At 60.3% G+C, this 14,145-nt stretch carries 10 protein-coding genes; 4 read left to right on the forward strand and 6 right to left on the reverse strand.

The features are described 5' to 3' along the window. Positions 1-312 precede the first annotated feature (312 nt). The gene (locus tag E4021_RS01855) at positions 313-2,943 is read left to right on the forward strand and encodes a M14 family metallopeptidase (RefSeq protein ID WP_136456192.1); all 2,631 of its coding nucleotides are present in this window, start codon (positions 313-315) and stop codon (positions 2,941-2,943) included. 329 nt (positions 2,944-3,272) lie between these two features. Here the strand turns inward: E4021_RS01855 and E4021_RS01860 are convergent, their stop codons facing one another. Beyond that, positions 3,273-3,980 carry a DUF2490 domain-containing protein gene (locus tag E4021_RS01860; RefSeq protein ID WP_136456193.1) on the reverse strand — a complete coding sequence of 236 codons (708 nt, stop codon included), beginning with the start codon at positions 3,978-3,980 and terminating at the stop codon, positions 3,273-3,275. A gap of 92 nt (positions 3,981-4,072) precedes the next feature. Between E4021_RS01860 and E4021_RS01865 the strand changes: the two genes are divergently transcribed. Next, a complete protein-coding gene (locus tag E4021_RS01865) occupies positions 4,073-4,873 on the forward strand; it encodes an MBL fold metallo-hydrolase (RefSeq protein ID WP_136456194.1) in 801 nt (266 codons plus the stop codon). On the opposite strand, the gene E4021_RS01870 is transcribed toward E4021_RS01865, so the two are convergent. Next, entirely contained in the window at positions 4,874-5,491 is a 618-nt protein-coding gene (locus E4021_RS01870; protein ID WP_136456195.1) for a hypothetical protein, read from the reverse strand. A 40-nt stretch (positions 5,492-5,531) separates the two neighbouring features. Then, on the reverse strand, positions 5,532-6,458 hold the full coding sequence (locus tag E4021_RS01875; RefSeq protein WP_136456196.1) for a hydroxypyruvate isomerase family protein: 927 nt from the start codon (positions 6,456-6,458) through the stop codon (positions 5,532-5,534). 108 nt (positions 6,459-6,566) lie between these two features. Between E4021_RS01875 and E4021_RS01880 the strand changes: the two genes are divergently transcribed. Further along, positions 6,567-8,285 (forward strand): PA14 domain-containing protein, encoded by a 1,719-nt coding sequence (locus E4021_RS01880; RefSeq protein WP_136456197.1) that lies wholly within the window; start codon positions 6,567-6,569, stop codon positions 8,283-8,285. Positions 8,286-8,331: 46 nt separating this feature from the next. Beyond that, entirely contained in the window at positions 8,332-10,254 is a 1,923-nt protein-coding gene (locus tag E4021_RS01885) for a plastocyanin/azurin family copper-binding protein (protein ID WP_136456198.1), read from the forward strand. A gap of 9 nt (positions 10,255-10,263) precedes the next feature. On the opposite strand, the gene E4021_RS01890 is transcribed toward E4021_RS01885, so the two are convergent. Genes E4021_RS01890 through E4021_RS01900 form a run of 3 tightly spaced genes read right to left on the reverse strand, consistent with a single transcriptional unit; the run spans position 10,264 to position 14,128 of the window. After that, complete coding sequence (locus E4021_RS01890; protein WP_136456199.1) at positions 10,264-11,397, reverse strand: beta-ketoacyl synthase N-terminal-like domain-containing protein; 1,134 nt, start codon at positions 11,395-11,397, stop codon at positions 10,264-10,266. Continuing rightward, positions 11,394-12,521, reverse strand: a complete 1,128-nt coding sequence (locus tag E4021_RS01895; RefSeq protein ID WP_168797423.1) for an aminotransferase class I/II-fold pyridoxal phosphate-dependent enzyme — start codon at positions 12,519-12,521, stop codon at positions 11,394-11,396. The genes E4021_RS01890 and E4021_RS01895 overlap by 4 nt, the downstream gene beginning before the upstream one ends. Before the next feature lie 2 nt (positions 12,522-12,523). Then, a complete protein-coding gene (locus tag E4021_RS01900) occupies positions 12,524-14,128 on the reverse strand; it encodes a S26 family signal peptidase (protein WP_136456201.1) in 1,605 nt (534 codons plus the stop codon). Positions 14,129-14,145: the final 17 nt, after the last annotated feature.

Below are 14,145 nucleotides of genomic sequence, written 5' to 3' on the forward strand. Positions count from 1 at the left end.
CACCACTACCGGGCGGCAAGTCTAGCCTCGACTGCCTGGCCAGTGGTAACTACTAAAGCAAAAACGTTAGGTTCGTTCTGAGAGAGACGCTGATCGCCGAATTACTAAGGGTGAGTTGCCTAAATAGCTTAATGTTCACTCTTAAAATTGCGCCTATAAACCGTAATAACAAGGCCCTTTGACGGAACGGTAGCCCTTGCGGCGGGAACGGTACAAGATCAACGGATCACGGGGCAAAATTTATATAATACGGCTGCGGAAACTCAGGCCCGTTCCGCTTTTCCTATTTTGGGCACTCACTTAAGCTAAGCCATGCGATTTTACTCAGTTATAATTTCCCTGATTTGGTCAATCAGTCTCTCGGCCCAGACCGATATCTACGAGCGCCTGACCTTCCCCGAGAATCTGTCGAACTCCGAGATTCTCAGTCCGCGGCAGTTCCTCGGTTACCGGCTGGGTGAGCGATTCACCGAATACGCCCGGTCGGTAGCCTACTTCGAATACCTGGCGGAGCAGAGTCCCCGCATCAAGCTGGACCGTTACGGCAGCACCTACGAAGGACGTCCGCTGATTCTCCTGACCGTCAGCGACAGTAGCAACATGAACCGCCTCGAAGAGATCCGGCGGAACCAACTGCAGTTGGTGGAAGCGTCGCGGGGGGCGGGTACGCAGGTGCAAGATCTTCTGGCAGACCATCCGGTGATCAACAGCTACAGCTACAACATCCACGGTAATGAGGCCAGCAGCACCGAGGCCGCCATGCAGTTTGCCTACGAGCTGGCGACCACCGAGGACACTGAAACCCTTGCCGCACTGGAGAAAACGGTCAATTTGCTCTTCGTCTGCATCAACCCCGACGGTCGCGACCGTTACGTATACTGGTATAATGGCATGGCCCGGGCCACGGGCGGGGAGGAACCGCGCGACCTGGAACACTACGCACCCTTCCCCAACGGTCGGACCAACCACTACTGGTTTGACCTGAACCGCGACTGGGTATGGGGAGTACACCCCGAAAGCCGTGGGCATACACGAGCCTACCAGCGCTGGATGCCCAACGTGCACACCGATTACCACGAGCAGGGGTACGACGCCAACTACTTCACCACTCCCGGCACCACCCCCCGCAACCTCCTGCTGCCCGACGCCTACGAAAGCTGGGCGGATACCTTCGGGCGGGCCAACATCGCGCGATTCGACGAGCAGGGCATCAGTTACTTTACCCGAGATCGATTCGATTTTTACTACCCCAGCTACGGCAGCAGCTACCCCTCCGTGATGGGGGCGGTCGGCATGCTGGTCGAGCAGGGTGGTATCGGGGCCGGCCGCGCCGTCGAGACCGAGGATGGCTACGTATTGACACTGCGCCAGCGCGTCTGGGACCACTACACCACCAGCCTGGCCCAGGTCAAGACCGCGGCCGAGAACCGGGAAGCCCTGCTGCAATTTAGCCTGGACGCCTGGAACCCGCTCACCAGCAAAGAAGAGACAACCGCCTACCTTATTGAGGACGACGGCAGCGATTACTTCAATGACTTCCTGGAAATGATGCTCATGAACGGCGTGGAAGTAGAACGGACGCTTGAGCCGCTGGACGCGAAAAGTACGGGCTACCGGGGCAAGCGCGAGAACCTGGATCGTACCCACCCGGAGGGTAGCCTCATCATCTCCACCGAGCAACCCCGCCACCTGTTCATCAATAGCATCCTGAGCAACCAACTGGAAATTGAGGACAGCGTCATGTACGATATGAGTACCTGGTCCGCTCCGCTGGCCTACAACCTGGAGGCTTATCAGCTTGCCGGACCAGTACGGGTTGACACCGAGTTTGTTACCCTGATCGAGCGGGAGGGTAGGGTGAGCGGTCCGTCGGAAGCACCCATCTACGCCTATGTGATCGACTGGAGCCAACGCAACGCACCGCAAGCCCTGGCCGAGCTCTGGAAGGCGGGAATCCGCGTCCGGACGGCACTGGAGCCTTTTACGGCAGACTCGGGCGCAGAATTTTCGGCCGGAAGTCTTGTCGTACTGCGCGGCAGAAACCTGGAGAAGGAAAGTGAGCTGTCGGATCTGATGCAGCAACTGGCCGATGACCACGGACTGCAGATCGAGCGGTTCACCACTGGCAGGATGCGGTTGGGCAACGACCTGGCCAGCACCCGCAACTATCCGGTTAAACAGCCGGAAGTTGCCATGCTGGTTGATGAGCCCTTCGATACCTACACCAGCGGGCAGATCTATTTTCTCTTCGATTGGGAAACCCGGCTGCCCGTTACCCGCATCCGCACTTCGATACTCCGGCAAACCGCGGTACCAAAGTTCGGCTCCCGCTACGGCTACGCCGACCTGAACGACTACGACGTCCTGATCCTACCAGATGCGGATAACCTCGAGGAAGTATTCGGAAAAGAGGAACGTGCTACCCTCCGGGACTGGATCAGCGCCGGGGGGACCCTCATCACCGTCGGCAGCACCGCAGAATTCTTTACCGCCCAACGCGACTTCACCGACCAGCGGCTGATCGAGCCAGGAAAAGATACCTCTGAGACCGCGGCCCAACTGACCTTCGCCGAGCGGACCGACTACTATGGCAAGAAGAACATCCCGGGTTCGGCCCTCAACGCTACGCTTGACATCACCCACCCACTGGCCTACGGGTTGAAGCCGGAGGTATACACCCTCAAATTCGGTAGTACTGCGCTGGCCCCTGCCGCCGGTCTGCAATCGGTAGGGCGCTACGTTGCCGACTCTACGCAGCTGCTCGCGGCGGGCTACGCCCCCGGAGAAAGCCTCAACCTCTTGGCTGGAAACACCTGGGCCGGCGTGCGGACTATAGGGCGCGGTAAGCTCGTGTACCTGCTCGACAACCCCCACTACCGGATGTTCTGGCGCGGACCCAGTCGCCTCATGCAAAATGCGGTGATGATCGTGCCTGGCATGTAATCACGAGTCTATTCGACCTTGGTTGGTGGAGGCACCTTCGCTTTGAGCTGTCGCGTGAGCCTCCACCCCGCCGGGTGGAGAACATTGCCCGTTGAGTACGTCGGATGTATTTCCCACGCGGCGCGTGGGTGGTCCGGCCTGTAGCCCCACCGGAACCTCCACCCGCCGGGTGGAGCAGACTGCCTCCTGAGGACGTCGGATGTGTATACCACGCGACGCGTGGGTGGTCCGGCCCGGGGCTCAGCGGAAGCCTCCACCCACCGGGTGGAGCAACCACACATGATAGCCACACAAGCGGCACAGCAAACCCTGGCCCCAAGCCAGCCCTACTACCAAAGCAAACTACGTCCGAAAGGCGAGCGGTAGCGCCAGTCGCGGTGCCGTTCGTCGGGTAAAACGTAAACAATGTAAAGTCCGACAGTAGGCTCAGTGTCCGGTGCCGGCTGGTTGATGTCCCGCTCGAGCCGGAAAAAAGCATCGATACTAATTCGCGTAGACAATCGTTGCTCGACACCGAAGGTGTAGCGATGTCGCGTCCACTCATCCCGCGTATCAAACCTATACCGGGCTTCATATTCGGCGATCAAATAGGTTGTTTCCAGCATCTGGTAAACCAGGCTCACTCGAGGGCGTAAGGCAACTTCCGGATTCACGGGGCCGCTGCCCAGCGAGCGGTCGTATTGGGAGCGTAACCGGGCTTCGAGGACCAGTGGGCTTTCGCCAAGCGGATAGGCATAGTTGAGGTCGGCAAACAACCTGACGGTAGTGGGATCGACGTCGTATTTAGGGGTAACCCGAATGCCTGGAGTTACGTCCAGTCGATCGGTGAGGAGCCGGTTTATAGCCCCGAGAAGCAACACGCGATTGTCGCGCCCGGTGTTGACTACCTGCCGGTGCTCCACCTCAAACTGATAGCCCCACTGCGGCGTGACCTCGTGCTCAAATGAGGGCCCGGTAAAAAAATTGAGCTGCGCCTCCAGCGGGGCGAGGGGGACCAACAAAAAGAGCACTATCCACACGCGTTCGATCGGAAACATAGCTGCAATAGTAAAGCATCAAGGGGAAAGCAAATGCCGACAAACCTGCGGTCACGATTTCCGTTGTACCGGCACATATCAAGCCCCCAACCATGAGATACTGCCTGTTTGTTCTGCTCTGCACCTGCGTCCTCGCCGCCTGCAGCAACAATATTGACGCCACGTCAGAAAATACAACGCCCACCACCGAGACCACGGATGCTGATGAGATGCCGACGGAAGAAGTAGTCGTACACCCCGTCTACCACGGTTCGCTGGTGCTGACTCAGGGCGACCGCACGATCTACGTCGACCCCTACGGCGGCGCGAGCCTCTACAGCGCCTTCGCGGCCCCGGACCTCGTACTGATCACCCACACGCACCCCGATCACCTCGACACGGCTACGCTCAGCGGACTCGACTTGAGCAATGCCACCCTGGTAGCTCCGGCCGCCGTTATGGAAGCCGACCCCAACACGACCTTCGCCGAACGGCACACGCTGGCCAATGGGGAAAGCTGGGACTGGAACGGGATCAACATCGAAGCCATTCCGGCCTACAATCCCCCGCCAAAGGAAAATTTTCATCCCGAAGGTAAATTCAACGGCTACGTGCTGGACTTCGACGACGACAACGAGCGAATCTACATCAGCGGCGATACGGAAGGCGTGCCGGCTATGCGCGGCCTGCAGGATATTGATATTGCCTTCGTAGCCATGAACCTGCCGTATACCATGGACATCAACCAGGCCGCCGAATCGGTACTGGCATTCGCCCCGGACGTGGTCTATCCTTACCACTACCGAAACCAGGACCAAACCAAGAGCGACGTGCAGGCCTTTCGCGAAAAGATCACCCAGTCGAACCCCAACATTACCGTACGGCTGGAAGATTGGTACCCCATCGCCCAGTAATTACGGACAAGCGTAAGTATTGCTGCGCTGCACCGCCCGCACCGCATCGGGGCCGAGGGTATTATCGACTCCCTCCCCGGTATCCCGATCGGGGATATTCTCCGGTGGAGGCCCCGGCGTGCGCGCGTCAATGACATAATCCTTGAACCGCCGGTCTACCAAGTCGCCATTGCTGTAATAGCGCATTTCTTCGTGCACCTCGTCGATGGTCGCCGGCTCACCTGGCGTCTCGGTCTGCCCGTCAGCAGGACTGGCAAAGTGCCAAGCCCCGGAAGCCAGTTTCGCCACGTACATATCGTCGCCGTCGTAGTAATAGCTTTCGGATACGGAAGCGTGATCTCCCAGGGTAGCTTCGTGCGCCGCCCTGACGAGATCGCCCCCCGCGTAGCAGAAAATGAAGCGGCCGGCTGCGGCATCATCCGGACAGTCGTAGACCACCGTGTCGCAGCGCAACTGCCCGTTTCTTTCCATTTCCAGGGTGCGATCGTAGCGTTTACGGCTCCAGTCCAGGCCCGCGACGGAGTTGGTCGTGCGAACATCGGCCGGCGTCTCACCCGGAGTCTGTACAGCTGCGGGAGGGGGATCGTCAGCGCATGCGGTAAGGCCGAGTAGGGCCACTAAAATAAGCAGGAATTTAGATTTCCTAAATTGCATGGGATCAGACGGGTACGTCCACCTTACGGTAGGCTTCCACGACGGCCAGTTCACCGGCTTCCCCTTCCATGCTGTTGCCGTGCTCCATGCCGTAGACGCCACGAAAGCCTTTGTTGTGGATATGCGCCAGAACCTTTTCGTAGTTAATTTCCCCGGTGGTGGGTTCCTTGCGACCGGGGTTGTCACCGATCTGGAAGTATCCAATTTCATCCCACGCGGCATCGATGTTGGGGATCAGGTTCCCTTCCTGGATCTGCTGGTGGTAGATGTCGTAGAGGATCTTGCAGGAGGGGCTGCCGACGGCCTGGCAGATCGCGTAGCCCTGAGCGGCCTTGGTCAGGAAAAGTCCGGGATGGTCGCGGTAATTTAGCGGCTCCAGCACCATGACCAGCCCGTGCGGTTCCAGGATGGCTGCTCCCTGCTTCAGGGTTTCCACCACATTGGCCATCTGGTAGAAGGGTTCCAGTCTCATCTGCACGAAGCCGGGCACCACCGTCATCCATTTGGCGTTGCAGCGCTTGGCCACTTCGACGGATTTCCGGATATCTTCCAAAAAGGCATCCCGATGTTCGCCCGCGCCGTTAGTCAGGGTTGGTTCGCGCCAGTTGATCTGGTTGGCTACGAACACCCCCATTTGCATGCCTTTGGCGGCCAGCAGCTCACCGATTTTCGACTGCATGGCGGGTTCTCGGCCGCCCATCCCGTTGTCTTCCCAGGCGTGGAAGCCCATATCGGCGGCCCAGCGCACCTGGTCCAGATAATCTTCTCCCGCCAGGTTGCGGAACATCCCCGCATGGGGGGCGAAGGCCAGGTTAAAGGGTGTTCCGGCGGGCGCGGCCGCGGGTGCCGGGGTACGTGGCCGGGCCGCGGCGGCCAGTGGTGAAAGCCCAAGGGCGGCGGTGGTAAGCTTGATGGCGTGGCGGCGGTGCATGAAAGATGTCTTCGGTTCGGGTTAAACATACAATGTCGGACCGACAATGGGAAACAAAGCCGCCTCGCGCAATCGATTTACTTTCGGTCGATCTAATTATCTTGCGTCATGCTTAAGTACATCCTTTTTGTTGCGGTACTCGGCCTGGCGGCCTGTACCTCCGACCCCCTCGAGGTGGAAACCATTGACACTACTGAAAGCGCTCCCTCCGACGGGCTCGACGAACTGGAATTGGCGAGAGATCCCGCCGGGTGGACCATGGAAGACGGCGTGTTGACTGCTACCGCCCCTGCGGAGTTGGAACTGTTACCCGAGCATAAGGCGCTTACCCTGGCCTTCAGTTTCCGGCTGGACGAGGCGGGTGAAGCCGATCTGCTGCTCGGCGGCCAACATGCCCTTCACCTGCCCTCCCTGGACCTTGACCTGGACAGCACGGTAAGCAAGCGCAGCGAGGTGAAAATCACCCCCGGGGTATGGCAAAACCTGGAAGTGGCCTACCTGCCCGCCGAAGGGGAGGACCCGGCTTTGCTGGTGGCGACCTACCTCAACGGAAATCTTATTTACTATCAGCAGCCCCTGCCGGCGGGCAATGCTGAGTCCGGAAGTCTTTCGCTCAAGCTTACCGCCGGCACCCTGTCGCTGACCAACCTGCGTACATCCGCCAGCGCCGGGCGCGCTTCCGCACTGGCCAGTAATGGAGAAGTGGAACTGAACTTGCCGCTCATCCGGTACGCCTACTATGATATCGAGGGCAACCCCGAGGACATTACCGATTACGAGAGCCGCAGCCCGGCCAAGGAAGGTTACATCTCACGCTTCGATTTGGACGGGATCCGGGAGAAGGGTAGTGGATATGCTTTGCGCTTTACCTCGGACCTTGAAATCCCTAAGGCTGGGGAGTACACCTTTCGGATCAATTCCCCCTCCTCCACCCGCCTGTACATCGACGACGAGTTGGTGGTCGACATGTGTGGCCGCGGTGGTGGAAATGAGGGGGAAGGCACCGTTTCGCTCGGCGAGGGAAGTCACCGCGTGCGTCTCGACCACTACCAGTTCGGGGGTTGGAACCACCTGAAGATTAAATACGCCTACGAGGACCAGGAACCGGCCAGCTTCAACGATATGCCGGAAGACCGCGCCGTAGCCACGCCCCGGAGTGGTGATGCGGTCGAAATCGCCGCCGACGACCGTCCGTACCTGCTGCGCAGTTTCCTGAATTTTCCTCCCGCCAGGGTTTACGACTTTACCGATAAACGGACCCACGTGGTGAACGTAGGGGAAGCAGACGGCCCGCATTACAGCTACGACCTGCGCAACGGCAGCCTGTTGCAGGCATGGCGCGGGAAATTTCTCGACGTCAGCGAGATGTGGGTGGAACGCGGAGAGCCGCAGGTCGCCCGCGCCCTCGGTCCGGTGGTGGCCTTTGACGGACGACCGCAATGGAGTACCGAGGTCGAGCAGTGGCCCGAGCGGGGAGAGGACTTCCGCCACCTCCGCTACGAACTTGATGCGGAGGGGCGTCCGACCTTCTACTTCAGCACGCCAGCAGGGGGAGAATTATCGGACGAAATCGTACCGACCGACCGGGGCCTGCAGCGTACGCTTACCAACCGCAGTTCCAGCGAGACCCTGCTGACCAGCCTGGCCGCCGGCACCTCCATTCGGGAGACCGGCAAGGGCACCTTTGAACTCGTCGATCCGGGACTGAACGTCCAGGTGACCGAGCTGGCTGCCGGCGGACTACGGCTGCTCCGTGGGCAGGGCAACCAGCGCCTCGTCGCAGAAATTCCCCCCGGCGAACACATTACCTATTCCCTGGATTGGTAACCCCTTTATCCGCACCGCCCCGATTACCGTAATAATTTATTTCACTATGCGCCTCGTCTGTGTCCTTCTGCTCCTCTCATTCACCTGTCTACTTACCGCTCAGGATGAAGCCGACTTCTATACCCTGGAAAAAGTGACTATACCCGAGGACATTAAGCTCGAGGTCGGGGGCATGGATTTCCTTCCCGACGGTACCCTGGCCGTGACCACGCGTCGCGGGGAGGTCTGGATGATTGCCGATCCAACGGGTGAACCATCCTATTCCCTCTTCGCGCGCGGATTGCACGAGCCCCTGGGCCTGAGCGCCCACGACGGTGCGATCTACGTGGCCCAGCGGGGGGAAGTAACGAAGCTAACGGATCGCGACGGTGACGGCACCGCAGACGTTTACGAGACGGTCTACGATATGCCCCTCACGGGCAACTACCACGAGTACCACTACGGGCCGCTCTTTCAGCCCGACGGGACCTTCCTTACCACCCGGAACGTGGGCTGGGAAGGCAGGGGAGTGAGCAAGTCACCATTCCGGGGTTGGATGATGCAGTATGATCCCGACAGCAAAGTCCTTACCCCCTACGCGGCGGGTATGCGGAGTCCGGCCGGCTTCGGCACCAACCTGGAGGGGGATGTTTTTGTGGCCGAAAACCAGGGCGACTGGATAGGGTCCGGGCGAATCACCCATCTGAAGAAAGGGGACTTTGCCGGCCACCCCGCCAGTTTGCGGTGGGCCACGGAAAAGGGATCGGAAGTGAACCTCAAAGAGAACGACCTGAACGACGACTTCAAGACCATGTACCAGGCCCGCAAGGACCTGGGCAACGTCAAACTGCCCGCGGTGTGGTTCCCCCACGGCATCCTGGGCATTTCCACGGCGGGTATACTGGCCGACCGCACGGAGGGGGCCTTCGGCCCATTTGCCGGTCAGCTGCTGGTAAGCGACCAGGGGCAGAGCAAGATCATGCGCGTGGCTTTGGAAAAGGTCGATGGCGAGTACCAGGGCGTGGTGTTTCCTTTCCGCGAGGGATTCAGTTCCGGTTTGCTGCGGCTGAACTTCGGTCCGGACAACGCCCTCTACGCCGGCCAGACCGCCCGCGGCTGGGCCGCTACCGGGGGTGAGGAATTTGCCCTCGAACGATTGAAGTGGACCGGTAAGGTTCCCTTCGAAATGTACGCGGTGCGGGCTACGGAGGATGGTTTTGCGATTGAGTTCACCAAGCCCCTCACCCCGGGCAGCGTGCGTCCTTCGAGTTTCAATATTCAGAATTTCACCTATTTGTACCACCACAATTACGGCAGCCCGGTAGTCGATATCCAGGAGAACGCCGTAACCAGCGCCGAACTCCAGCCCGACGGTAAAACGGTCCGGGTACGGGTGGAAGGGTTCCGGCCCGGCTACATTTACGAGATAAAACTGGCCGGACTGCGCAGCGCGGCGGGCGACAATCTGCTGCATGACTTCGGCTACTACACGCTCAATGCCATACCGGGTGGTGGCGCCGTGGCCGCATCTACCGACCAAAACCTGGCGGCGGAAGAGGGCTCCGCCAAGCGCACCACCGAAATGCCCGCCGACTGGAACGGCACTTTTGATGAGGAGATCGTGCTGGAATCGGCGCTAGGCATGAAATTCAAGCAGCAGTACCTGACCGCGGCCCCCGGAGCAAAAATCAAATTCACCTTCCGCAACCCGGACGATATGGAGCACAATTTCGTCCTGACCAGCGGTAAGATGGGCGACCGGGTAGGATTGGCGGCCCTGGACCTCGGACTTAAGGGCCCCGCTATGGACTACATTCCGGACATGCCTGAGGTCCTGGTGCACACCGAACTGGTGGCCCCCGAAACGGAAGACACGATCTACTTCACCGCTCCCACCAAGCCCGGCACCTACGAATACGTCTGTACCGTGCCGGGGCACTACAAGGTGATGCGGGGCGTACTCGTCGTGAAAGGATCACCGTCGAAATAGTTCCTCCACCTAATTCCTGCCCACCAGGACGCTGACGGCATTGCCACCAAAGCCGGTAGCATTGACCAGGAATCGATTCGGGCCGGGGAGGGATGCGATGTTTTCGGCGAGATGGGGCAGCGGAAGGTATTCCTGCCCCTCCAACAGTGCCAAACCCGCTACAAGCGCCAGGGGCCCGCTCGCACCGAAGGTGTGTCCGGTAGCCCACTTGAACGAGGTTACGGGTGGCGTCGAATCAGGGAACACCTGGTTGATGGCTTCCCGTTCGGCGGCGTCGCCCCGGGCGGTACCGGGGGCGTGGGCGATCACAAAATCCGGCATCGCGTCTTGTCCACCGACGGCCTGACGCATAGCTTGCTGCAGGGCGAGCCCTTCCCGACTGATGCCGGTGGAACTGCCGGCGCGTTCCCGCGCAGCACCTAGTCCAGTTATCGCGTACCGGTGTCGGGGGACCAATCTTTCCAGCGCCAGAAAAGCCGCGCCCTCACCGACCACCATCCCGGAAGGCGGACTGTCGAAGGGCCGGCAGGCAGCTTGGGTAGTCCGACCGGGGACAGGAGCATATACCCTCAGAGCCTCCATCTGGCGAAGCGTGAAGGGCGTAAGTGGAGCTTCGGTGCCGCCCACCAGCACCCGGTCCGCGAGCCCGGCGCCCAACAGTCCGATACCATGCAGGAGGGCGTGGAAGCCACTCGAGCAGGTTACGCTTACCCCACTACTGAGGCTTCCGGTACCGAAATACTCCGCCACCGCGAAGGCAATGCTGCCCAGGGTGGTTTGTGGGGAGGTGCGGACGGGGGGCTTACCGTCGGCCGCGAAATTTGCGTAGGAGGCTTCCCAGGTTTCGGTCGGTCCGCGCGAGCACCCCACAATGACGGCAAAATCCTTACCCTGCCACCCGGCTTCCCGTACCGCCTGATCCGCGGCGTGTAATCCCAGTAAACTGCTCCGGTCCAGATAATGGGCTTCACCAAAGGATTCAATCTCCGGGTGTGGAGGCAGGATAGGAACGGCGTAGACAGGCAGACCGGTGGTCTCGTCTATTTGCCAGGAGGGGATCCCCGAACGCAATGTCAGGGCCTGTGCACCGGCATCAGTCCCGGCCGCCGAGATTGTCCCGGTTCCTGCAATGGCGTACCTCATACGGAATGCATTTCCATTCCCCCCCGGAGGGCAGTGGTCAGTTGATCGATCTCCGCTTCCGTATTGTACGCGTGGAGGCAGATGCGCAGTCGCTCCGTACCCCGGGGCACGGATGGGGAGCGGATTCCCTTGACCAAAAGGCCACGTTCGAGCAATTGCTTTTCTAAAGCCATCACCCGGTCGTTGCCGGGCAGATGCATGATCTGAATGGGGCCGTCCATCACCGGAATGGATGATCCGAGTTCGGAACCAATGCGCGTGCAGTAATGATCGATGACGTGCTGGAGCTGCTGGCGCAGGGTACTTTGCTCCAAATCCAGCAGACGGTACACTTCCGCAAGTCCGGCCAGTTGAGCGGGGCGCGGCGCGGTGGTAAAAATGAAGGGCCGACTGAAATTGATGAGGTAATCCCGCAGCGACCGGCTACCCACCACGGCCGCGCCGTGAAAGCCCGGTGCCTTGCCGTAAGTGACTACGCTCGCAAATATCCGGTCCTGGAGTTGCTGATCGGCAACACACCCGGCACCTTTGGGGCCGTCGATCCCGATGGCGTGGGCTTCGTCCACGATGAGGTGGGCCCCAGCCTGATCGCACGCTTGGGCCAGTTCGGTAAGCGGGGCCTGGTCGCCGTCCATGCTGAATCGGCTTTCGGTGACGAAGAAGCTTTGTCCTTCCCCGTCGCGCGCCGCGTCGAGTAACCGCCGGGCCTGGCTTACGGAATTGTGCCGGCACCGGCGCGCCGCCGCCCCGCTGAGACGGATGCCGTCACGCAGACTGGCGTGGATAAGCTCGTCGTAGACGATGGTGTCGGTGCGACGGGCGATGCAGCTGAGCAACCCGAGATTGGCGGTGTACCCGCTGCCAAAGAGCAGGGCCGCCGGAAAGCCATGAAAGGCAGCGATGTCGGACTCAAGGGCTGAAATACCGCCGTGGTCGCCCGAAATTAAACGGCTACCGGGGGCGGTGTGGAAGGCGGGCCGGGACAGGGATTCGAGCCGACGGGCCAGACCCAGGTAATCGTTGGACCAGAAGTCGGCACCCACGCGCGTACCGGGCAGTTCGCGGTAATTGCCCGCCGCGCGGAGGGCATCAAGGCGTGATTCGAGAAAGTCCGGCCCGGCCAAGGCTAGTCGCCCTGTTTGGTGGCCGACCGGAAGATGCGGTCCCAGTTGACGCCATTGAAGAGGCTGCCTTCCTTGACGGAGAACCAGATAAAGAGGGGCTTGCCAAGGATATGGTCTTCGGGCACGAAACCCCAGACGCGGCTGTCCTCCGAGTTGTGGCGGTTGTCGCCCATCATCCAGTAGTAGTCCTGCCGGAAGGTGTATTCCGCGATCTCGGCGCCGTTGAGGTAGAACTTGCCGCCCCGCATTTCGAACGATTCGTTACCTTCATAGACCTTGATGGGGCGCCAGTACAACTGGTAATTGCGCTCGTCGAGGGCGATGGTCATGCCGCGGGCGGGGATGACGATGGGGCCGTAATTATCAACCGTCCAGTCGCCGAAGTATTTGGCGCTGTGGGGGTAGAGGCGCACGCCGTTCGGTACCGTTTGATCGTAGAATTCAACTTGTAGTCCGGGGTCGCCGGCCTGGAGTGCGGCCAGCTGGTCGGCATCCAGGAACATGACAAAGCTGGTGGCGTTGCGCGCCTGCACGTCGTCGGCACTGATGCCCATATCGCTCCACTGCGAGCGGTTGGGTGGTCCGGTGAAGGTCAGGTCGTAAAGGAACTGGATATTTTCAGGGTCCGGTACCCGTTCGCCGTTGATGTACAATTCACGGTTGCGGAGCTCGAGCGTCTCGCCGGGCAGGCCTACGGCCCGCTTTACGTAGTGGTCCTTTTTGTCGCGGGGGCGGGTCACGAGTTCCGCCCGACCACTGGCGATTGCCGCGGCGGCATTGGCGTCGATGTTGCCCATCTCGTAGTCGTTGGCCGAGTAGGTGCGGTAGGGAAAGATGTATACGCTGTCGCCGGAGGGCACATTGAACACCACGGGATCGTAGCGGTCGATCTCTTCAAGTGCGGGCAGCCGCCGGTAGGGTAGGCCGGCTCCATCGATGTAACTTTCGCCACCCACTACCGGAGCGCGGTTGTGGACGAGGGGGAGCATCAGAATAGTCTCCGGCAGCCGAAGACCGTAGTTGACCTTCGACACGAACAGGAAATCGCCTACGTTGAGGTTGCCCTCCATCGAAGGCGTGGGGATAATGTAGCTTTCGATTAGCAGCAGTCGGATGAGGGCGGCGGCAAAAATGGCAAATATGGCTGCCTCGGCCCAGTCGCGCAGCACGGGCTTGGCGAAGGGGGCCTGATTACGCAGTTTGCGGATCTCGCGCTGGTCCTGGGCCTTTTCGGCGGCGGCCAGGCGGGACTGCCATTCGCGTTCCTCGACGAGGATAGGGCCGCGATATACTGGGTCCTGGGTGCCGAGCCATCCGAAGTATCCCCAGCTGGCGACTACCGCCAGGACATGCTCGAAAAAGTTGAAGCGATTGAAGGACCGGGCCAGGTCGACCATGAGGCCCGCGAACCAGATCATGTTGAAGTAGGGGATGAGCAACAGCAGGCTGTAGCTGCCCTTGCGACCGACGAGTTCCGATACCACCCACATATTGTAGCCGGGGATAAGGGCGTGGACGGCGGGCCGTCCGGCACGGGGAAATAGTCGGTAGAGCGCCAAGCTGAGGCCGAGGTAGCCCAACAGCAGGACCCAAGTCAACCAAGTCATAGTAGATCTTTATTGAG

Source organism: Neolewinella litorea (genome assembly GCF_004803465.1).
Lineage (GTDB): Bacteria > Bacteroidota > Bacteroidia > Chitinophagales > Saprospiraceae > Neolewinella > Neolewinella litorea.